The sequence below is a fragment of the Pseudomonas sp. D3-27 genome (genome assembly GCF_051132165.1).
GTDB lineage: Bacteria > Pseudomonadota > Gammaproteobacteria > Pseudomonadales > Pseudomonadaceae > Aquipseudomonas.
This window is the reverse complement of sequence record NZ_CP071667.1, coordinates 211170-232453: the sequence shown is the minus strand read 5'-3', so window position 1 is coordinate 232453 and position 21284 is coordinate 211170. Positions and strand designations below refer to the sequence as shown.

Here is a 21284-nt window from a genome sequence, read left to right as displayed (position 1 = left end):
ATGACTGAGCTGTCGAAAGTGCCGGTCACGGCACTCAAGGGTGTCGGTGAAGCCATGGCCGAAAAGTTGGCCAAGGTCGGCCTGGAAACCCTCCAGGACGTGCTGTTCCACCTGCCGCTGCGTTATCAGGATCGCACCCGCGTGGTGCCCATCGGCCATTTGCGGCCTGGACAGGATGCAGTGGTGGAAGGCACCGTCAGCGGCGCCGACGTGGTCATGGGCCGGCGTCGTAGCCTGGTGGTGCGCCTGCAGGACGGCACCGGCGGGCTCAGTCTGCGTTTCTATCATTTCAGCAATGCGCAAAAGGAAGGCCTCAAGCGTGGCACCCGCGTGCGCTGCTACGGCGAGGCGCGGCCCGGAGCCTCGGGGCTGGAGATCTATCATCCGGAATACCGCGCCATCACCGGCGACGAACCGCCGCCCGTCGCGGAAACCCTGACGCCGGTCTACCCGCTCACCGAAGGCCTGACCCAACAGCGCCTGCGCCAACTCTGCCAGCAGACCCTGACAATGCTCGGCCCCACCAGCCTGCCGGACTGGCTGCCCAAGGAGTTGGCCCGGGACTATCAGCTCGCGCCACTGGCCGACGCGATTCGCTATCTGCATCACCCGCCCGCCGATGCAGATGTGGAAGAGCTCGCTCTCGGACATCACTGGGCCCAGCATCGCCTTGCCTTTGAAGAACTGCTGACCCATCAACTGTCCCAGCAACGCCTGCGCGAAAGCCTGCGCTCGCTGCGCGCCCCGGCCATGCCCAAGGCGACGAAGCTGCCGGCCCGTTACCTGGCCAACCTCGGTTTCACCCCCACCGGCGCGCAGCAGCGGGTCGGCAACGAAATCGCCTACGACCTGAGCCAGCCAGAGCCGATGCTGCGGCTGATCCAGGGCGACGTCGGCGCCGGCAAGACCGTGGTCGCCGCCCTCGCCGCGCTGCAAGCGTTGGAGGCCGGTTATCAAGTGGCCTTGATGGCGCCCACGGAGATCCTGGCCGAGCAACATTTCATCACCTTCCAGCGCTGGCTCGAACCTCTGGGCATCGAAGTCGCCTGGCTGGCCGGCAAGCTCAAGGGCAAGAACCGCGCCGCCGCCCTCGCGCAAATCGCCGAGGGCGCGCCGATGGTGGTCGGCACCCACGCTCTGTTCCAAGACGAAGTGCAGTTCAAGAACCTGGCCCTGGTGATCATCGACGAACAACACCGCTTCGGCGTCCAACAGCGCCTGGCCCTGCGGCAGAAAGGCGTCGGCGGGCGCATGTGCCCGCATCAGTTGATCATGACCGCGACGCCGATCCCACGGACCCTGGCGATGAGCGCCTACGCCGACCTCGACACCTCGATCCTCGACGAACTGCCTCCCGGTCGCACGCCGGTCAATACCGTGCTGGTCACCGACACCCGGCGGGTCGAAGTGATCGAGCGCGTACGCAGCGCCTGCGCCGAAGGCCGGCAAGCCTATTGGGTGTGCACCCTGATCGAAGAGTCGGAAGAGCTGACCTGCCAGGCAGCCGAGACTACTTTTGAAGACCTCACCGCCGCCCTCGGCGAGTTGAAAGTCGGGCTGATCCACGGCCGCATGAAGCCTGCCGAAAAAGCGGCGGTCATGGCCGAGTTCAAGGCCGGCGTCCTGCAACTGCTGGTCGCCACCACCGTGATCGAGGTCGGCGTCGATGTTCCCAACGCCAGCTTGATGATCATCGAAAACCCCGAGCGCCTGGGCCTGGCGCAGTTGCACCAGCTGCGCGGCCGGGTCGGCCGGGGCAGTGCCGCCAGCCATTGCGTGCTGCTGTATCACCCGCCGCTGTCACAGATCGGGCGCCAGCGCCTGGGGATCATGCGCGAAACCAATGATGGTTTCGTGATCGCCGAAAAAGACCTCGAACTGCGCGGCCCAGGCGAAATGCTCGGCACGCGCCAGACCGGTCTGCTTCAATTCAAGGTGGCCGACCTGATGCGCGACGCCGACCTGCTCCCGGCGGTTCGCGACGCCGCCCAGGCGCTGCTGGAGCGCTGGCCCGACCATGTGAGCCCGCTGCTGGATCGCTGGCTGCGCCATGGGCAGCAATACGGCCAAGTGTGAGCACGCGCTCAGTTTTCTGGACGCGCCTTCTGGACAAGCTGGTTATACTGACCCACTTGTAGAATACGGACACCGACCATGACCGAAGCTGCCCTCGTCCCCGTAACCCCGCACGCTCCGTCTGTTATTCGGCAATTGCTCGAAAAACTGGGCATCGCCTTCGACGAAATCATCGAGCGACCGGGCCTGAATCCTGCTCGCAAAGTGCAAGCCGTGCTGCTGCACGATGCCGTCGGCGCGCTCATGGTCCTGTTTCCACAAAATCAGTTGCTGGACCTCAACCGTCTGGCCGAACTCACTGGCCGTAAACTCACGGCGGTGCCGACCGAGCGCCTGGAGCGAATGCTGGGCAAGCACAGCCTAAGCCTCCTGCCGGGCCTACCCGCGCTGACCAGCTCGCCATGCCTGTACGAAGAAGGCTTGCTGCGCGAGCCCAAGCTGCTGATCAACTCAGGCGAGCCGGGGCTGCTGCTGGAAGTCACCAGCGAAGCCTTCAAGACCATGCTCACCAAGGCCAGCGCCGCGACGTTTGGCGAACCCTTGGGCAATATCTCCCCGAACCTGGACCGCCCGGATGACGACCGCAAGGAAATCACCCAAGCCGTCCAGGCATTCACCGCCCGGCGTATCCAGCAACGGCTGGAAGAGACCATCGAGATCCCGCCGCTGGCCGAAACCGCGCAAAAAATCATCAAGCTGCGGGTCGACCCTGACGCCACCATCGACGACATCACCGGCGTGGTCGAAACCGACCCCGCACTGGCCGCCCAAGTGGTGAGCTGGGCCGCATCGCCGTATTACGCATCGCCGGGCAAGATCCGCTCGGTGGAAGACGCCATCGTCCGGGTGCTGGGCTTCGACCTGGTGATCAACCTGGCGCTGGGCCTGGCCCTGGGCAAGACCCTGAGCCTGCCCAAGGACCACCCGCAACACACCACGCCGTACTGGCAGCAATCGATCTACACCGCCGCCGTCATCGAAGGCCTGACCCGCGCCATGCCACGCGCCCAGCGCCCGGAGGGCGGCCTGACCTACCTGTCGGGCTTGCTGCACAACTTTGGCTACCTGCTGCTGGCCCACGTCTTCCCGCCGCATTTCTCCTTGATCTGCCGGCACCTGGAAGTCAACCCGCACCTGTGCCACAGCTATGTGGAGCAACACCTGCTGGGCATCAGCCGCGAGCAGATCGGCGCCTGGCTGATGCGCTACTGGGACATGCCCGACGAACTGGCCACCGCCCTGCGCTTCCAGCACGACCCCCACTACGACGGCGAATACGCCGCCTACCCGAACCTGGTGTGCCTGGCCGTACGCCTGCTGCGCTCACGCAGCATCGGCTCCGGACCGGATGAGGACATCCCCGATGCCCTGCTCGAACGCGTTGGGCTGACTCGGGAAAAGGCCAATGATGTGGTGAGCAAGGTGCTTGAAGCCGAGGTGCTACTGCGGGAATTGGCTTCGCAGTTCAGCCATTGATGACTGGCCCAGGCAGTTGAGCTTCTGTGGCGAGGGGATTTATCCCCGCTGGACTGCGCAGCAGACCCAAAAAGGCTAACTGCGGTAAGCCTGCATAACCGAGGAGTCAGGTTTTAGGGCTGCTTCGCAGCCCAGCGGGGATAAATCCCCTCGCCACAATCATCCACTAGGCTTTAGCCTTCCTCGGCTTCAAATACTTCATCAACCCCTGAAACCAGATCACCAGCGCCGGATTACCCTTGATCTGGATCGACTTGTCCTGGATCCCGGTCATGAACGCCAGTTGCTTGTTCTTCGCCTGCATCGTGGCAAAGCCATAGGCAGCGTCCTTGAACGCGATGGCGAAGGCCGGCGTTGGATAAACACCCGACTGGCTGGTGATGCGCTGGTTCTTCACGGTGAAATACCGAGCGATCTTGCCGTCCAGGGTTTGCAGCTGGAACACCAGCTCCTTGTCGCCCAGCTGTTGTTGGAAGGCTGGATTGGTGCGGCTGGCCTTGCCCATCAACCACCCCAGCATCCACAGCAAGAAACGAAATTTCATTGGCACAGCCTCGTGAGAAAAATGAACGGCTGGCGCAGTTTATCGTTTCCCCAGCGGAACGCCATCATCGAATCCGGTTTAAGGAAGATCGCCCGCATTTTGCGCACGATGACTGCCAAGTCATGTTTAGAAGGGGCATTCCATGGCCTTCAGACCCGTCGGAGATTTCCTTCAAAACACCGGGCTGTTCATGAACTAGGCAGGGCAACCGAGCGCGGCTAACCTCTATTCGTCATCGCAAAAAACGGTGACACGGACGTGCAAGTCCGATCTCAGGTGCATTCGGTTATGGCTATTCGTCGAGCATTTTTCTATGCTCGCCGATCGTTATGGCGGCTGCGCGTGGGAGACCTTCGGGTCTGCCGGGTACCTGAGACCGGTCTTGCACACCTACGTACAGCTGCCACCTTTTTTCGAAGTGCAATCGAAGGGTGTCGGCTCCATCTCTCAGGAGCTTCACTATGTTCAAGGCAACTCCAAATCCCCCGCAAAACGAACACAAATCCCGCGTCGAAAAACTTGAAGAAAAACGCCTCGAAGACGCCACCACCCGCGCCCTCGACTACTACCTAAAGCCCCACCCCGCCTCACCGCCTGAACCCGATAAAGACCAGCTCTTCATCGTCTCCCCCCACATCGACACCGAAACACTGCTCGCCAACGCCTCCGAAGACCTGCTCTCCATCAGCACCATCGCCGCCGACCTGGCCGACGACATCGATGAATCACGCCGCTGCATCGCCCTGGCGATCAGCCGTATGGCCGATGGGGTTCAGTTGTTGGTCGAGCGCGCGTTGGATCATTTGGAGACGAAGGGGGTGGCGGCGTCTGCAGCCAAGGGATAGGACGGACATAGTGGCAAGCTGAACCGACGCCTTCGCGAGCGGGCTCGCTCCCACAAGGGATCGGGGTTGTCGCAAATATTTCAGTCACCACAAAACAAATGTGGGAGCGAGCTTGCTCGCGAAAGCGGTCGATCAGTCGCTATCGATGCAAGCTGAACGGCCGCCTTCGCGAGCAAGCTCGCTCCCACAGGGGAAACGCGGTCCCACCGAGAGCCAGGTCGGCTTCAAGGCCGCCTCGGCTTGGCTTTTGATCTACGGGCCCCGTTAACCACGATGGCCGAGCGCAGGCATTGTGGAGTGGGCAACCCGGCATGGATGCCGGGTTAGCCGCGCTGGGTCATGGATGACCCTTCGCGGCGGGCCCACGGAGCAATGCCGGAGTGAGGGCATGCCGAGCCTAGGCGAGGCACCGAGTGGTGGGGCCAAGCCTTTTTTGCTTACTTTTTTTGGCGTCTGAAAAAAAGTGAGTCGCCGTAAGGGCGAAACCGCCAGCCGCCATCACCGCAGCAACGGATATGCCCCCGATCAAACATTCGGGCAAGGCACCGGAGCCCAGTCGCCCAGGTCCGGGTTTTTGCACATGCTGTTCACCTGCGTAGTACCCGCGCTGGCAACCTGCTTGCTTTCATCCTGCTTGGCCTTGGCGGTCTGCAGGGTTTTCTCGGTGGCGACCGCTTCTTTCGGCACGGCTGGCAGTTCTTTCTTTTTCGCCGGCTTCACGATTTTCTTGGTCTTGGTGCTGGTCTGCGCCGCCACAACCTGCGTGGTGTCAGCAGTGGCCACGGTCACCACGTCAGTACGCTGCACACCCACTTGCTGCAGGTCCTTCTCGTAGGCCTGGGTGTAGTTGTTCAGGTCTTCGGAAGCCTTGCCGTTCACCGCGACGATCAGGTCATTGGATTCTTTCAGGCCGGCAACGATTTCCGCCAGGCGCTTGCGGCCTTCGGTGTCGTTGACGGTCTTGGCCTTGCGGTCGGCGACCAGTTTGCTGAACGCGTTCTGGTAGCACTGTTGCGACGCCTTGGCGTAGGCGGTGCTGCGGTCGATGTCCGAAGCGCTCTTGCTGACGTCGGCGGCGTAGGAGGCGATGCGCATGTTGTCATCGGCGATCTGCTTCTGGCGCTCGGTGTAGTAACCGGTAGCGCCACCGGCCAAGGCGCCGCCCGCGGCACCGATGGCGGCGTTACGGCCACGGTCTTCCTTGTCGGCGGTCAAGGCGCCCAGCAGCGCACCACCGACGGCACCGACGGCTGCGCCGGTGACGACCGACTTGGTCATGTTCCCTTCGGTGGAGCGCAGGTGCTGCACCGGCTCGTAGCAGTTGGGGTAGTACTCGACCTTGGTGCTCGAAGCGACCTTGGACGTCGGCGACGAAGCGCAGCCAGTCAGTACGGTGCTGAAGCCCACAGCAACCATCAGCAAATGACGCTTGGAAACCGAAGCAAAAGGTTTACGGGAGAAAAGCATAGTTGTGTTCTCGTTTAAGTTTTGACCAGCTCAGCACGGCCCCATCGCCGCCTGAGTCCCTTCCAAGCTCGCTGACAACGAACACTCAAGACCGCTGAGCGCTCGATGCGAGCAATTGCTTCAATATCGCCGCCGGGTCGGCTCGTTTCTGCTGACGATAATCCCCGACATGGCGAACGAATAACATTGCACGCGCCACCAGGCTCTTGCCCAGTACCGGTTTGCGCTCAAGCTCTTCCTTGATGCGCTGCAATTGCGCCTGGATCACGGCATCGGTGTAGCGCGTGCCGGTCGCCAGGTTGTCGATGTAGATCGCCACCGCGCCGTCCAGCGCACTGCGACCATTTTCAATGGCCGTGGCAAACAGCGTGGCGCTGGCGTCGTCCTTGGCATCCAGGGCCGCCTGCCGACTGTTCTGCAGGTTGGTCAGGCGAATGTTGTAGTTGTTGATGGTCTCGGCCACCAGGGCCGAAGACTGGATCAAGTTGCCCGCCGCTTCCTCGCGCTGTTGGGCGATGAGCGAGACGTTGCGCTTGAGCTCTTCGTTGACCAGGCCCAACTCCGCTTGAAGGCGCGGGTCGGCGCTGGCGGCGATGATGCTGTCCAGGCGCTTGGTCGGGTCTTCGGCGTCGTCGATGGCGTCGGTCAGGGACGCGAGCCGGCCCTCTTTCTGCCACTGGGCGAACAGTTCCTTGTAGCGCGAACGCGGCGCCGACAACGCGCCGACAGCCACACGGAAACCGGTGGTTTCGTTGTTTTGCTCGGTGCCGTCCGCGGCGAACAACGGGTACTCGCGGCGCATGCCGGTGAACAACGTGCCCTCGCCTTCCAGGTAGTTGCCGCCCTTGACCACGAAGCCGCCATAGGCGCCCTGACGGCGACCGGCGTGCACCAGTTGGAATGATTCCTGGACCATTTCGGCGGCGTTGCCCACCACGTCGAACAGGCCGATGGGGTTCGGCAACTTGGTGCCGATGGGCATCAAACGCGCCGCTTGGCCCGTGCCGCCGGCGACTTGGTTGAACACTGCCCAATCGGCCAGCGGCCCGTCGCTTTCACTGCCTTCAAGGCGCCGGGGGAACAAGCGCCCTTCCAGGTCCTGACGGCTCACAGCTTGCCCACCTCGGGCGGCGAATTCCCACTCCACTTCGGTGGGCAGACGCACGAAGCCCAGGCCGCCGTCTTCGGCGGATGCGCCGCGACCGCTCACTGGCAGCAGGTCCTTGTGGTATTTCATCAGCCAGGCGCTGTACACCGCCGCAAAGCGCTCGGCCTCGAATTTCGACAGTTTCACCTTCGGCAAGCGCCCGGCCATACCCTGGGGCAACTCGGCTTGCAAGGCTTCGCAGGCCGGCGCCGGCTCGCCGCTGGCCAGGGATTGCGCCTGGGCCATGACCTGAGCGTACTGGCGAGCGGTGACTTCGTATTTGCCGATGAAGTACAGCATCGGCTTGAGCGGCGTCTTGGCGTCGGTCTTGGGCATCAACGGCGTGATGGTCTTGTTCCAATCCTTGGGCAAATCCTTGAGGGTGAACTGGCCATTGATGAAGTCACGCCGGTAGCCGGAAATGAACGACTGCTGGTAGCCGGCCTCGCCTTCGCTGAACGGGTAGCCGAGGCTGATCTCGCGGTCGTCCAGGGTCCCTTGGGCAAGAATGTAGACGTAGCGAAACACCATTTGCCCTTCACACGGCAGCGGCAGGCTGACGTCGTCGGGCAACGGCTTGGGGTTGTCCAGCTTGTCCGTGCCTTCATCGGCACAGACCAGACCGGCCAGGCTCAGCGCCACGGCGGCGCCCAATAACTTATACATCGCGAATTCCTTCACATGCCTGGATGCGCGCCACCCGCCAGCCGCCACACGCCGCCGCGACGGCGCTGATGCCGAGCACGGCCACCAGGGCCAAGGTGTAATGACGCACCAGCAGATGGCTGGCGTACTCGCCGGGCATCTGCGCAAATAAATAATTGAGGCCCGACTGCGCCAGGCCATACAGCCCGGCGCTCAGCAGGGCCGCAAACGTGGCGCTGTAGAGCGCCTGCAACACCACGAACAACAACAGCGCCGCCGTGGACACGCCCAGCAGGCGCAGCACCGACAGCTCCCGACGCTTGCGCTCCACCGCTGCCAGGGCCCCGGCAAAAATCGCTGCGAACCCGCCGGCCAACGCCAACCCGGCGATGATCCAGAACACGATCGACAGGTTGCGGCTCAACGATTGCACCTGTGCGATGGTCTGGGCCTGGGTCGACACCAACAGGTTCTGCCCGGCGAAGTACTGGCGCAGCGGCTCGACATCACCAAGGTTGCGCGCGTACAGGCGAAACGCCGGATAGACCCGCTGCCCAACCTCGCCCACTGCATCGCCCGGCCAGCCGAACGCGGGCACGGCACGGCCGTCGCGGTAATCCTCGGCGGCCTCCAGCAACGCCAGCGGGGCAAACAGGCCGTCCCGGGTGAAGGCTTCCAGTGGCAGCACATGCATCACCTGCACGCGAGTGCGCTGCGCCTCGCTGCGACCGGCCACTTGCCGGCCGAAACCGGCCTGCAACCAATCACCGGCCTTGGCGCCGAGTTTCTCGGCGGCGGTCTGGCTGAGCACCACTTGATCCAAGCCCTGCGGTACCGGCAGGCGATCGAACAAAGGGTCGCCAGCGGCCGTGGGAATCATCTCGACCGTGACGGCGGCAGCCTCGCTGCTCAGATCCGCCGTGGCCGCGATCTGTCGGGTGCGCGGCAAGGCGAAGGCGACGTCGCTGCGCTGTCCCAATTGCTCGACGAAGGCGGCACTGAAACGGCCACCGCCCAACGGGATGATTTCCCGGGTAGCCGGGTCACGTTCCAGACGCTCGGTCAGGCTGCTGACCAGGCCGAACTTCAGGCCAAACAGCACCAGCAACGGCGCCACCACGGCCACCAACGCCAGCACCGAACACGCCGACAGCCAAGCGTCGTTGCGGTAATCCTGCCAGGCCAGGGAAGCCACCAGCGCGCCGCGCATCAGCAGGCCTCCCCGAGCGTAGCGGTGACGCCGCCGTCGGCATCGCGGCGGCAACTGATGCGCAGCACTTGCAAGCCGCTGGCGCGGGCCAGCGCCTCGTCATGGGTGGCGACCACACAGCAGACACCCTGCTCGCGGGCCTGGGTGACCAACAACTGCATGACGCGCTCGGCGTTCAGCGGGTCGAGGGCGGCGGTCGGTTCGTCGGCCAGCAGCAGGCGCGGGCCATGGGCCAAGGCGCGGGCGCAACTGACCCGCTGGCGCTGGCCGACGGAAAGATCCGCGGGTTTCTTGTCCAGTTGATCGGCAATGTCCAATTGTCCGGCCAGGCGCTTCACGCTGCCGTCATCCTTCAAGCCCAGCAGTTTGCGCGACAACGCGATGTTGCCGCGTACGTCCAGGAAGCCCAGCAGGCCACCGGTTTGCAGAACATAGCCCAGGTGGCGGCCGCGCAACTCAGCCAAGGTGCCTTGTTGCGACGTGCGCCACAGTTTGGCGATGTCCAGCGGCGCGTTGGCCGGCGTGAAGTCGAACTGCCCCGCCTGATCCGGCGCCAGCACCAGCGCCAGCAAGTCCAGCAAGGTGCTCTTGCCGCAGCCGCTGGGACCGACCACCGCCAGCTGTTCACCGGCGCGCAGTTGCAGCCGTGGAATCACCAGGCTGTAGCGTTGGCCACCGGCGCCCCGGCTCTTGTGCACTGCGCTCAGGTTCAGCATCACGGCAGCGTCGACAACGGAACGCGGTACAAGGCGTCGCCCGGCTCGGCATCGCCGAAGCGCACCCAATTGGCGAGGTCGTTGTGGAAGGTTTCGTAGAGGCGGATCTTTGATTCCAGCTCGTCGATGAAATCCTCCTGCTCGGCCACGCTCAACGACAGCCACAAATCCTGGGTCATGTTCAGCGATTTGCTGCGGTACGGCAGCCCTTCCAGGTACTCGCCGAGAATCCCACCCGTGGCGAGGTTGCCGCCTTTGCGCAGGGCCGATGGGTCGCGGCTCATATAGGCGCTGGCGCTGGCGATTTCCTGGAAGAAATCCTTGGGCGAGCTCTGGGTTTTGCGGGCCGCGTCGACGATGAGCTTCAGCGATTGCTGCAGGTCGTTGAGTTGCAGCTTGGTCAGCATCACGCAGACCTGGAATGCCGGCAGCGCCGGGTTGGTCAGGTCGCGGTCGGCGGTCCAGGCGCTGACCAATTGCGGCGCCTGGCTGGCGGCTTTGCGCCCCAGGAAGTCCATGTGCATCGCGTAGCCGACCGCTGCCGATTTGTCGGCCAGGCTCGGCGCGGCGCTGAGCAGCGGCACGCTTTGCGGCTTGTTGCTGCGCACCTGGTGGACGAGGTCGGCGAACACCGAGCCGATTTCGTCGACCCGATCACCGAACTTACGTACGTCGGCACCCGGCACCGCAATGTACAGGTCACCGATTTGCGGGTTGGCGTCGGCAGTCAGTGTGCGGTACTGGGACTGTGCGCCGGCGTGGGTTTTCTTGCCGGCGTCGCTGAGCAGGTGCAGGGCGTATATCTTGATTTGCTTGCCCAATGCCGCCTGGCGCACTTCGGCCTCGTTCATTTGTGTGGCGGCAAATGGGTCGTTCTTGCGCAGCGCACCGGCGTCGGTGACGAGCAGGATCAGGCGCCCGCCGTAGCCGGACCAGTCCATCCCTTCCACCGCCTCCATGACACCGGCAAACGCATCTTCATTGAACGAATGGCTCGACACGGTAGATGCCTTGACCTGCCGCGCCATCTCCAGGAAGCGTTGCGGGTCGCGGCCCTGTTCCAAGGTGATCAAGGTCTTGGCGGTGTATTCCAGGCCTGGGGTTTTCTTGATGCTGCTGCGAAAACCCACCATGCCGAAACTGACGCTATCAAGCTCGCCACGTTCGCCGATGCGAGTCTGCAATTGATGCACCACGTCACGGACCTGATCGATGTAGGGCTGCATGGACACGGTGGTGTCCACCACCAGCACCACGGCGGTACGGAACGCGTCGGCGTTGGCGGCGGTGACCGGCGTGTTGGTCGCAGCCTTTTGGGCGGTGCCAGGGTCGATGGACGCCACGTTCAGCAACTGCACCGGCTGTCCGTTATCGTCGAAGCTCTCGCGGGAATCGAAGATTGGCAGCAGATAGAACTGATTCTGCGGCACGGCGCTGGCGGCCGGCTCCAGAGCCAGCACTTGCTGATCGTCCTGGGGGTTCTGCTGAGCTTTGAGCAACGCGTTTTTGGCGGCGGCCGGGTTGGCCAGTAGCTTTTCCACTTCGCCGGGCTGACGCAGGAACATCACCGGCGCACGGCCGGAGCGCTCGGTGAACTTGAGCACCAGGCTCTGTTTCCAATCGCTGACCTGAGCGGCGGGCAACCAGCCGTCGCTGCGCCCGTCGGTGGCGGCGCCGACGCGCACCCAGGCGCTGCCGTCCACGTCCTTGCGCTGGTAGACGTACAGCACGGAGAACGCCGGCAACGCCTTACCCGGCGCAGCGCCAGGCTCGGCGGCCAACTTGGCCCCCGGTTTGCTGAGCACGCGCTGGAACAGAGTTTTCTTGCCAGCCATCAGCAGCGGACGCTGGCCGCCATCGGCCTCGGTCGCCACGGGCGGCTTGACCGCAGGTACGTCAGGGGCTTTCGGCGGGGTGACTTCCGGGGGCTTGGCCGAGGTCGTCTTGGCAATCGGCGTTTTCATCTCTTTGCCGTCATTGCCAGACAACCACCAATAACCCGCGCCACCCAGCGCCAACGCCACGGCCACCGCAACAGCCGCGAGGGCAAACACCGGACCCTTGCGTTGCTCCGAAACCGTGGATTGCGCTGTTGGCTTGAGCGGCGGTGGCACAGGCTTGGGTTGTGGCGGCGAGTAAGCCGGGCCGCTGGGAATGTCGATGGACATGGGCGTCAAGCCCGCCAGGTCATCCACCGCAGGCGGCACGACCGGCAGTTCAAACGACAACGGCCGGATCAGCGTCGCTTCCGACGATTGCTCCGGCAAGTTATCCAGCGCCCGCAGCAGCGCCGCCGCATCCGGGAAACGCTCCGCCGGATCCTTCGCCAGCAACTTGCGCAGCACGTCCTGGTAACGGCCATGGTGCACCGGCAGTTCCGGCAAGGGCTCGGTCAGGTGCGCCAGGGCCGTGGACAGTGCATCGTTGCCGGTGTACGGCAACTTGCCGACGAGGATTTCATAGAGCACCACGCCCAAGGCGTACAGGTCGGCGCGACCGTCGATGTCTTGCCCACGGGCCTGTTCCGGGCTCATGTAGCTCGGTGTGCCAACGGCGAAACCGGCTTGGGTGAACTGGGTGCGGTCGTCCAGGGATTTGGCGATGCCGAAGTCCGACAGCACCGCCGTGCCGTCGGCGCGAAAGAGGATGTTGGCCGGCTTCACGTCGCGGTGGACCAACCCCAAGCCGTGGGCATACCCAAGGGCCGAGGCGATCTGGCGAATGTAGGTCAGGCCCTGCTCCGGCGTCAGGCCCGCGGCGATGCGTTCCTTGAGCGTGCCGTTGGGCAGGTATTCCATCGCCATGTAATACAGCTCACCGACGTTGCCGATGTCATGGATGGTGACCGTGTGCGGGTGGGACAAGCGCGCCAGGGTCTTGCCTTCGCGCAGGAAACGCTCGCAAAACGTCGGGTCGGCGGCCAGGGCTGCCGCCATGACTTTCAATGCCACCTTGCGCTCCAGCGAACGCTGGGTCGCCAGGTACACGCTGGCCATCGCGCCTTCGCCAATCTCGCCGTCGATGTCGTAACCGGGGATGACAAGGTTAAGGGTCAAGCTCATGACGGCACCTTCACGACGACCACGGTGATGTTGTCCGGCGCGCCGCGCATCAGGCCCAGGGACACCAGGCTACTGGCGATCTCGCCGGGCTCGTCGTGGCTCAATACTTCACGGATTTCCTCGTCCTCGACGGTCTTGGTCAGGCCGTCGCTGCACAGTAGGTAGCTGTCGCCGGGCACCAGCAGCAATTCGGCCAGCGCCAGGTTCAGTTGCGCCTCGACGCCGATGGCGCGGGTGACGATGTTGGCGCGTGGATGCACGCGGGCTTCGGCTTCGCTGAGCAGGCCGCTGTCTTGCAAGTCCTGGACGTAGCTGTGGTCCCGGGAAATGCTTTCGAGCACGCCATCGCGCAGGCGATACAACCGGCTGTCACCGGCCCACAGGCACATGCCGCGCAGGTCGCGGGCGGCCAGTACCACCACGGTGCTGCCCATCATGGTCACGCCACGGTTGGCGGTTTCTTCGCGCACGGCGGCGTTCACCCGCAACAGGTCGCTTTGCAGTGCCGCGATGTATTCATCCAGGGAACGGCCCACGGCAATGCTGCGCAGGCTGTCGATGATCAGGCTGCTGACATAGTCGCCCGCCGCGTGCCCGCCCATGCCATCGGCGACCACCCACAGGCCGTTTTCAGGCATGTCCAGGCAGGCATCTTCGTTGACCTGGCGGACCATGCCGACGTGGCTCTTGCTTGCAGACTTGATTGCTTTTCCGGCACTTGGACGCATCTACACAACACCTTCTTGGCCGAGCAAAAATTGCGCAAAATCAGCCGCCGCCGGTAATCCCTGGCAGCGCATCAAACCGGGCGCGATGCGCTCCGAACCCAGGCCCCACCACAGGCTTGCGCCTTCACAGGCCGACTCGGCCAGGGCGCTCATCCTTCGCTGCGGATCGGTGGCATCGAAACGATGCAGGCTGGCGAAGCGACTGCTCAAGGTGCGCGGCAGGCACATTGGGCTGCCAAGGGTTTCAAGCTCTTCGCTGAACGCTTCGAAACTGGCTTCCACGCTCAATGTGCTCAGCAACAGGCTCTCCACTCGCTCGAACCAGTCGTCCGCGCCACCGACCACCGAGGCTGGGTCCGCCTCCGCGTCCATCAATACCGCGACGGTCAGCGGGAAATAGCGCCCGACCCGGTCGATGCTGGGCATCACCACCCCGACGGCAGCGTCCGGGCCGCACACGCCGGGCGCGACCATGAAGCGCCATAGCGGGCTGACCAGATAGGCGTCCAACCAACGCTCGCCGAGGCTGCTCTGGCTGGCGAGCAAACCCGCCGCCAGCCAGGAGTCCCACGGTTTGATAAAACTCTGGGGCAAGCCTCGGCTGACGAAATCCCCGCGGCTGGCCAACTTTCCATAGAAGCCCGGCGTACTCATAGACGCTCCGGCAGGCTGAAGCCGCTGAGCACGCGGCTCTTGAACGGGTTGAAAGCACTGTTGGCCCGCAGCTCATAAGAGGCGCTTGCGCCATCGACCCGCAGGCGCAGGTTGAAGCGATCCGGCGAGTTGCCGGCGGTCAGGTCCGATTGTTCCAGCAGGCGGAACCAGGCCCATGGCCCATCCAGGGTGATACCGGAACGACCGCTGGAGGAAGGTGGCATGATCGAAATCCGCACCACGCCGATGCTGCCGGGGTTCGGCCACTGCAACGCGGTCGGGCGGCTCGGGCCGTGGTCGTAGCTCAGCTGCTGACCGTCGAGGTCGAGCAGGAACTGGGTGATGGTCGAATCCATCGCCACCGGCTTGAGCTCGAAGCGCACCATCGGCTGGGTGCCGCCGGAGCGGAAAAACGCATCGCGGATGGTCGCCGCGCGCTGGAAGGTCTGCAACACGCCAGGAGAAATCCCGAGCTTCTGCGCCGCGCCCGGCTGCCAGCGCCAGGTTTGCGTCGAGGTATCCACGTACGGTTGCAGGTACTTGCGGAAGTAGTTGTCCATCACCCCGCCGACGCCGAAGAACTGGCCGAAGTCATCAAGGGTGGCGTCCCGCGCACTGCCTGGCGACATCGGGTAACGCCCGGCCAGGGACTGGCGGTAGATGTTCACCACTTCGCTGGTCCAGGCCGCGTTCAGTTGATTGCGCACCCCGCCCATCATGGTGTTGGTGGTGGAATTGACCACTGACTTGACCAAGCCCTGCACAAGTGGCGGCTGGCGTTCGGCGTTGAGGCTCAACCGGGTAGCGGCGGCCGACGCCTGGTTCTTGGCCTCGCCGAGCAAGGCATCGCCGCTGGCGCCGACCATGGCGCTGACTTGCACGTACAGCGCGTTCATGTCGGACAACAGGCCGTCGATGGCCGCCGGTTCGCCTTCGTTCTTGTTGACGATGCTGTTGAGCTCGGCGAAATGCGCGGTGATCGGATCATCGCTCGCCGTCGGCGCGTTCGACGTCGCCTGTTCCTGGCCGAGCACGCTGCCGAGGCGCTCCTTGAGCTTGTCCACGCTGCCCTCCACCGGCGCACCTTGGGCGGCCAGCAGGCGCTCATCCTGTTGCAGGTCGGTTTCCTTCGCCACTGCCACCAGCAGTTTTTTCAGCGGCGAGGTCGGGCCGGAAATCACCCGCAGCACATCGGCGGCCTGGGCCACGCTGGTGATCGGCACGAAGTCGATGTCGGCCAGCAAGGCGTCCCATTGGCGCATGTAGTCCTGGAAATACAGGCGACGCACATCGGCGGCCAGGCTGGCGACGTTCTGTTGGTCGGCCTCTTCATGGCCCAGCACCCATTGCTCTTCAGCCAAGGTGCCAGTCTGGCTCAGGCTGCTGAGCAAAAAGCCCTGGCGATACCCTTTGACCGTGAAGAACCCACTCAACGGTTCGCCCAACGGCTTGCCGCTCTTGCGGCTGAACACCAGCGCAGCGTCACGCCCGGCGGCTTCGTTGATGCGGAAGTCCGGAATGCCTTCTGGCAGCTTCTGGCGCTTGATGCGGTCGTAGACGCGCTGGGCCACCGGCAACTGTTGCAACTGGCGGCGCAGGTCTTCGATCAGCCGTGGGTCCAGGCGCGCGGTCGGCGGACGCCGTTCGAACAGTGCCTGCAAATGTCCGGTCAGGGCTTGGCGCTGCTCGGCTGGCAAGTCCCGTGGCAAGCTGCGATCCCAATCCAAAGCGATCCAGGCCTTGATGAAGTCGGCGTCGTAATGCTCGTTATCGGCGAGCATCAGATAGGCCTTCAAGCCTTCGTAGAGGAAGTCCGAATTGCCGCCGCTGTGCAGTTGCTCTTCGATGCGCGTCAGCAGGCGTGGCGCGAACACCGCGATCAACAGCTTGCGGTAGACGCTACCGGACTCGGCTTCCAGCATGTCGCCCTGATAGAGGCCCAAACCTTCAGCCCAATCGGGGGCGTCGTCGGCCAGGTGTTTCACGGCGTTGAGCAGCGGCAACACCGCAAGCACGTCGCGCTGGGCCGGGCTGAGGTTCTGCACGGTCTGGCCCAGCGGCGCGACCTTCTGGTCGACCTGGGCGATATAGGCCTGGTTGGCGCGATAGCTGACCCACCACAACGTGCTGACCACCAACACCAGCACGACGGTTGACGCGAGCACGCCACGAGCGATCCACTTGCGCCGGCGCTCGACTTTCGGGTCCACCCCCACCAGCCCGCGCTCGGCGAACGCCACGGCGCTGAACAGTTTTTCGATGAAGTAGCTGCGTCCGGTGCCGGTCTGGCGCGCCAGGTGCTGGCGGTCCAGGTTCATGCTCTGGGCCATGGAGCCGATCAGACGATCGATCGGGCTGCCTTCCTGAGTACCGCTGGTAAAGTACACACCGCGCAGCAATACCCGCTCTTCAAAGGCGTTGGGTTTGAACACTCCGTCGAGGAAGCTTTGCAGGCAATCCTTCAACGCACCGAACTGCTGCGCGAAGCCGTAGATCAGGTCGCGCCGCGCCGGGTCGCGCTCTTGTTGCAAGCGCTCGACCAAGCGGTAGTTCAGGCGCTGTTCCAACAGGGCGAATTCGCTTTGCAGGTGCGCCAACGGACTGTCGTTGCTTTTGCCATCGTCCAGGGCGAAGGTCATGCCCCAGACCTGGGCGCGTTCTTCCTTGCTGAGGCTATCGAAGTACTCCATGAAGCCTGGCACCAGGTCGAGCTTGGTGAGCATGAGGTAGACCGGGAAACGCGCGCCCAGTTGGGTGTACAACTCCTGGATGCGCAAGCGAATCGCCGCGGCGTGGGCCGCGCGTTCGGCGTCGCTGCCCAGCAGCAGGTCCGAGAGGCTGATGGCGATGAACGCGCCGTCGATGGGGCGACGTGCCCGTTGTTTTTTCAGCAGGCCGAGGAAGCCCAGCCATGCTGCCTTGTCGACGGCCGCGTCACTGTCCTGGGTGGTGTAGCGGCCAGCGGTGTCGAGCAGCACGGCCTGGTCGGTGAACCACCAGTCGCAATTGCGCGTACCGCCGACGCCGCGCACCGCACCGGCGCCGAGCTGCGCGGCCAACGGGAAATGCAGGCCGGAGTTGACCAGCGCGGTGGTCTTGCCGGAACCGGGCGGGCCGATGATCACGTACCACGGCAGCTCGTAGAGGTTGCGCCGCTCGTCACCGCCGAGCTTGGCTTTCTTGAGCAACGCCAAGGCTTCGTCCATGCGCTGGCGCAGGGTTTCGAGTTCCTCGGCGGTGGCGATGCTGGTGGGGTCCGGCGGCGTCTGCGCGGCCAGGCTGCGCATCACTTCGGCGGCTTGGCGCCGAGCCTGGATAATGCGCAACACCCGGTAGGCGATCCACACTGCGAACACCAGAATGATCAACGCCCAGCGGCGACCTTCAGGCACCAGCCAATCGAGCAGCGGGCCAACGAACCAAATGATCAGGCTGAGGGCGATCAGGCCCAGCAATGGAATGACCCAGCGGATCATGAAACTGAAAAACGCCTTCACTCGACCCCCTCCGCCAACACTGTGATTTCAACCCGTCGATTGCGTGCGCGCCCCTCGGTCGTGGCGTTGGACGCCAGCGGCTCGGTGTCGCTGCGGCCCTCGGCACTGAAGCGCTCGGGTTGGCCGGTCTTGGCCGAAAGAATGTCCAGCACCGACCGGGCACGCGCCTCGGACAAGGCCCAGTTGGACGGGAATCTCAGGGTGGCGATCGGGCGATTGTCGCTGTGGCCAGTCACCAGCACCTGGCCCTTGACCTTGCGCACCGCGTCAGCGATGCGCAGCATCAGCGGTTGGAAATCGTCTTTGATGCTGGCGCTGCCGGAGGCGAACAGTTCATCGCCACGGATGGTCACCACCGAGCGATCGACGGCGTCTTCCACGGCCACCTTGCCGGAGCGGATTTCATCGGCGAGGAAACCGGCCAGGCGTGGGCGCTCGATCACTTTGGGCTGGACCACGGGACGGTCGATGGTCTGCACCGGGATTTCACCGAGGAAGTGGATGTTCTTGAACACCGGCTCGGCGTCGGAGGCCAGCTTCATGCGCAGGCCGAACAGCAGCGCCAGCAGCAGCGCCGCGCCGATGGCCAGGGCGATCCACGGCGGCATGAATTGCGCCAGGCGATCACGGGCCACGGTGACACCGCGCCAGTGCGGCGACAGCTCGCGCTCGTAGTCGCCACGAGCGCTGCGAATGACGCCCGCGGTACGCTCGCGCAACGCCTCCAATTGACTGCGGCCGTCGTTCATTACCCGATAACGGCCTTCGAACCCGAGGCACATGCACAGGTACAAAAGCTCCAGCAGATACAAGCGCTCGCGCGGGCTTTGCAGGCAGTGCTCAAGCAACTGGAACACCTTCTCGCCGCCCCAGGCTTCGTTATGCACGGTGATCAAAAGGCTTTGCTTGCCCCAATCGCTGGTGCCACCCCATGGGGTGCTCAACACCGCTTCATCCAGGGCGGTACACAAGGCGTAGCGGGCCAGCAACACGTCGTTGCGCACCACGCCGGCGGCCTCGGCGCGCTCTTCGAACTGGCGCAGGTAGGCCAACAGTTGCGCGCGCAAGCTGGCCGGCGCCGGGTGGGCGATGGTGTTGCGCAAGCGCGTCAGCAGGGCCAGCAACGGGCCGGCGGCGCCTTCCAACGGGTTGAGGCCCTGGGCCTTGCCGGTCAGGACCGGCGCGGCCGGCATCGACAACGGCGCGGGCGTCGGCTGTTGGCGTGCCGGGTCCGGACGGAACGGATCCGCGCCGCGGCCACCGGGCGTCGGCATGAACTGGGTACGATCGTCGTTGCTCATCGCGGTTTATCCTCGGATCGCCCAGAACGCCAGGTTCAGCCCCGGGAACTGGCCGGCGATGTGGAACGCAAAGCCGCCGGAGTTGCTCAACTGCTGCCAGTGATCGCTGCCTCGGTCGAGCTCGTAATAGGTGGAACCGGCGTGGTACGGCAGTTGGCGTGGCGCTACCGGCAACGGCAGCAGGCCGATGCCCGGCAATTGCAGGTTGACCAGGTCACGGATGTGCTCCACCGAGCCGACCTTGCTCTGCTGGCCGAAGCGGCCGCGCAGGGTTTCGGCGGGCACGTCGGCGCGTACCACCAGGATGAAACTGGCGCTGTCGAGCAGGGTTTTGTCGGCCAGCATCGCCACGTGAATGCCGTAGGCTTTTTCAACAATCGGGATCGGCGTGGCCTTGCTGTCGATCAACATCGACAGGGCCTCACGCAAGGCCTGCATCACCGGCGCGTAGCTGAGCGCCAGGTCATCGTGCTGGTACTGCGGATAGGGCTGCGGCCGCCGTGCTGACGCGGTAAAGGTCGAGAATTCTCCCGCCAGGCTGACCAGTTCGCTGTAGAAGCGCTCGGGGTGCAGCGGCGTCAACTGGCTCAGGTGCTGGATCAGCGGCTGGGCGCGGTTGACCAGTTGCAGCAGCATGAAATCAGCGATCTCCGAGGCGCCACCGGCCCCCGAGGCCACCACCCGCCCGGCCAAGGCTTCACCGCGTTGATGCAGCAGGCCCAGCAGTTCGCTGCGAAACGCCGCCAGTGGCTTGGAAGCCGCCACATCCAGCAGCGGTGGAATGTAGCTGTCGTCGAGGACCAGGGCCCGGTCGGCGCGTTTTTCCTTGATGCGCACCACGCCAATCGCGGCGTAGTCGCCGATGCCATCCTGTTCGGTCAACAAGCGCAACGCCCGGGAACCCACGGCCACCGGCGCGCGGTTTTCGAACGGCGCGTTGTCGTCGCGCACTTCACACACCTGGCTGACATAACGCGCAGCACCGAGGTCTTCACCTTCGTCCACGGTGTCGCGGGCACCGGCGCGCTTGAGCGGCAACGCCAGGTACACCACGCCATCGCGCAGGTTGTCGTCGATGTTCAGTGGGGTCGGCGCCAAATCATCCTGGGGAATGTTGAACGGCGTGCCGTCCGGCAGCAGGCCCCGCGCCGAGAGGATGGCCAGCTTGCCCTGGGCCAGCAGGCCCTGGTCGATCAGCAATTCGGAAAAACCCCAGGCACCGGCCGACAAGGGGCGGCTGCGGGCGTCGATGAGGTTTTCCAGGTAACGGTCATGCTGCTGGAAGTGCTGCGTTCCAATGAACATGCCTTCCGACCAGACCACGCGATTGTTCCAGGACATGGGGGCTCCGATTCCTTATTGGGCAGGGCTGGATGGGGGAACGACGACGGCGCTGCGCACGGCGCGCACGTCGAGGCTGATCTGGTATTCGGTGTATTCGCGCGCCGGTACATTCATCACCGTGCGCCATAGCGACTGGTCCAACTCGCGATAGCCCACCAGTATTCCGATGTGCCGAGTGGCCGGGTCGAGCTCACGTTTCAGGCTCAATTGCTGGTCCGGCTGGATCAGCACTTCGTCCTGGTCGATCAGGTCCGCACCGAGCGTCGCCTGGGCCCGCTCGGCCAAGGCGAAATAATCGGCGCGGCCAAAAGTGGCCGCATTCTTCAGTTCAAAAATACGCACCCGCACCGGCGCTGGCTGGCCGGAGGCACCGGGGTTGAGCCCGGCGATGGAATGGAAGTGCAGCTCGATGGCGGCGGTGTCGGCCTCAGCTTCTTCGGGCTGGGGTTGGGCCGCATCCTTGGCGCACGCCGTCAGCAGAAGCGCTACGGCGACTGCGAGTAAAAACCTGGGGATCATCCTGCGTCCTCAATGACGTTTGAGCTATCCGTTGTTGTCTTGATCAGTATCGT

General features: G+C 64.1%; 15 protein-coding genes. 3 read left to right on the top strand and 12 right to left on the bottom strand.

Going from position 1 to position 21284, the window contains the following annotated elements:
- Positions 1–2076 carry an ATP-dependent DNA helicase RecG gene (gene recG / locus J3P92_RS01000; RefSeq protein ID WP_420767151.1) on the top strand — a complete coding sequence of 692 codons (2076 nt, stop codon included), beginning with the start codon at positions 1–3 and terminating at the stop codon, positions 2074–2076.
- Positions 2077–2154: 78 nt separating this feature from the next.
- The gene (locus J3P92_RS00995; protein ID WP_420767150.1) at positions 2155–3552 is read left to right on the top strand and encodes an aminoacyl-tRNA deacylase and HDOD domain-containing protein; all 1398 of its coding nucleotides are present in this window, start codon (positions 2155–2157) and stop codon (positions 3550–3552) included.
- A gap of 166 nt (positions 3553–3718) precedes the next feature.
- Here the strand turns inward: J3P92_RS00995 and J3P92_RS00990 are convergent, their stop codons facing one another.
- On the bottom strand, positions 3719–4096 hold the full coding sequence (locus J3P92_RS00990; RefSeq protein WP_434649660.1) for a helicase: 378 nt from the start codon (positions 4094–4096) through the stop codon (positions 3719–3721).
- Positions 4097–4557: 461 nt separating this feature from the next.
- Between J3P92_RS00990 and J3P92_RS00985 the strand changes: the two genes are divergently transcribed.
- Positions 4558–4941, top strand: coding sequence for a DUF6124 family protein (locus tag J3P92_RS00985; protein WP_434649658.1), 384 nt, complete (start codon positions 4558–4560; stop codon positions 4939–4941).
- Positions 4942–5466: 525 nt separating this feature from the next.
- On the opposite strand, the gene tagQ is transcribed toward J3P92_RS00985, so the two are convergent.
- The 11 genes from tagQ to tssJ form a co-directional block, all read right to left on the bottom strand.
- Entirely contained in the window at positions 5467–6408 is a 942-nt protein-coding gene (gene tagQ / locus J3P92_RS00980; RefSeq protein ID WP_434649656.1) for a type VI secretion system-associated lipoprotein TagQ, read from the bottom strand.
- Positions 6409–6493: 85 nt separating this feature from the next.
- Entirely contained in the window at positions 6494–8221 is a 1728-nt protein-coding gene (locus J3P92_RS00975; RefSeq protein WP_434649654.1) for a formylglycine-generating enzyme family protein, read from the bottom strand.
- On the bottom strand, positions 8214–9410 hold the full coding sequence (locus J3P92_RS00970) for an ABC transporter permease (protein WP_434649652.1): 1197 nt from the start codon (positions 9408–9410) through the stop codon (positions 8214–8216). The genes J3P92_RS00975 and J3P92_RS00970 overlap by 8 nt, the downstream gene beginning before the upstream one ends.
- Positions 9410–10126 (bottom strand): ABC transporter ATP-binding protein, encoded by a 717-nt coding sequence (locus J3P92_RS00965; RefSeq protein ID WP_420767175.1) that lies wholly within the window; start codon positions 10124–10126, stop codon positions 9410–9412. Before J3P92_RS00965 ends, J3P92_RS00970 begins: the two co-directional genes overlap by 1 nt.
- A complete protein-coding gene (locus tag J3P92_RS00960; protein ID WP_434649650.1) occupies positions 10126–13188 on the bottom strand; it encodes a serine/threonine-protein kinase in 3063 nt (1020 codons plus the stop codon). Before J3P92_RS00960 ends, J3P92_RS00965 begins: the two co-directional genes overlap by 1 nt.
- The gene (locus J3P92_RS00955) at positions 13185–13916 is read right to left on the bottom strand and encodes a PP2C family protein-serine/threonine phosphatase (RefSeq protein ID WP_434561609.1); all 732 of its coding nucleotides are present in this window, start codon (positions 13914–13916) and stop codon (positions 13185–13187) included. The genes J3P92_RS00960 and J3P92_RS00955 overlap by 4 nt, the downstream gene beginning before the upstream one ends.
- Positions 13917–14570: a type VI secretion system-associated protein TagF gene (gene tagF, locus J3P92_RS00950; RefSeq protein WP_434649648.1), complete on the bottom strand. Its 654-nt coding sequence runs from the start codon at positions 14568–14570 to the stop codon at positions 13917–13919.
- Entirely contained in the window at positions 14567–18067 is a 3501-nt protein-coding gene (tssM, locus tag J3P92_RS00945; protein ID WP_434649646.1) for a type VI secretion system membrane subunit TssM, read from the bottom strand. Before tssM ends, tagF begins: the two co-directional genes overlap by 4 nt.
- A complete protein-coding gene (locus tag J3P92_RS00940) occupies positions 18064–19368 on the bottom strand; it encodes a DotU family type VI secretion system protein (RefSeq protein WP_434649644.1) in 1305 nt (434 codons plus the stop codon). Before J3P92_RS00940 ends, tssM begins: the two co-directional genes overlap by 4 nt.
- A 6-nt stretch (positions 19369–19374) precedes the next feature.
- Positions 19375–20709, bottom strand: coding sequence for a type VI secretion system baseplate subunit TssK (gene tssK / locus J3P92_RS00935; RefSeq protein WP_420767139.1), 1335 nt, complete (start codon positions 20707–20709; stop codon positions 19375–19377).
- Positions 20710–20724: 15 nt separating this feature from the next.
- Positions 20725–21231 carry a type VI secretion system lipoprotein TssJ gene (gene tssJ / locus J3P92_RS00930; protein ID WP_420767138.1) on the bottom strand — a complete coding sequence of 169 codons (507 nt, stop codon included), beginning with the start codon at positions 21229–21231 and terminating at the stop codon, positions 20725–20727.
- Between the last annotated feature and the right edge of the window lie 53 nt (positions 21232–21284).

Excerpts from the sequence above, each read along its gene's own strand:
- J3P92_RS00975 (WP_434649654.1), bottom strand. The coding sequence starts at position 8,221 with ATGTATAAGTTATTGGGCGCCGCCGTGGCGCTGAGCCTGGCCGGTCTG.
- tssJ (WP_420767138.1), bottom strand. The coding sequence starts at position 21,231 with ATGATCCCCAGGTTTTTACTCGCAGTCGCCGTAGCGCTTCTGCTGACG.
- J3P92_RS00960 (WP_434649650.1), bottom strand. The coding sequence starts at position 13,188 with ATGAGCTTGACCCTTAACCTTGTCATCCCCGGTTACGACATCGACGGC.
- tssK (WP_420767139.1), bottom strand. The coding sequence starts at position 20,709 with ATGTCCTGGAACAATCGCGTGGTCTGGTCGGAAGGCATGTTCATTGGA.
- J3P92_RS00965 (WP_420767175.1), bottom strand. The coding sequence starts at position 10,126 with ATGCTGAACCTGAGCGCAGTGCACAAGAGCCGGGGCGCCGGTGGCCAA.
- tagQ (WP_434649656.1), bottom strand. The coding sequence starts at position 6,408 with ATGCTTTTCTCCCGTAAACCTTTTGCTTCGGTTTCCAAGCGTCATTTG.
- J3P92_RS00995 (WP_420767150.1), top strand. The coding sequence starts at position 2,155 with ATGACCGAAGCTGCCCTCGTCCCCGTAACCCCGCACGCTCCGTCTGTT.
- J3P92_RS00970 (WP_434649652.1), bottom strand. The coding sequence starts at position 9,410 with ATGCGCGGCGCGCTGGTGGCTTCCCTGGCCTGGCAGGATTACCGCAAC.
- J3P92_RS00985 (WP_434649658.1), top strand. The coding sequence starts at position 4,558 with ATGTTCAAGGCAACTCCAAATCCCCCGCAAAACGAACACAAATCCCGC.
- tagF (WP_434649648.1), bottom strand. The coding sequence starts at position 14,570 with ATGAGTACGCCGGGCTTCTATGGAAAGTTGGCCAGCCGCGGGGATTTC.
- J3P92_RS00940 (WP_434649644.1), bottom strand. The coding sequence starts at position 19,368 with ATGAGCAACGACGATCGTACCCAGTTCATGCCGACGCCCGGTGGCCGC.
- J3P92_RS00955 (WP_434561609.1), bottom strand. The coding sequence starts at position 13,916 with ATGCGTCCAAGTGCCGGAAAAGCAATCAAGTCTGCAAGCAAGAGCCAC.
- recG (WP_420767151.1), top strand. The coding sequence starts at position 1 with ATGACTGAGCTGTCGAAAGTGCCGGTCACGGCACTCAAGGGTGTCGGT.
- J3P92_RS00990 (WP_434649660.1), bottom strand. The coding sequence starts at position 4,096 with ATGAAATTTCGTTTCTTGCTGTGGATGCTGGGGTGGTTGATGGGCAAG.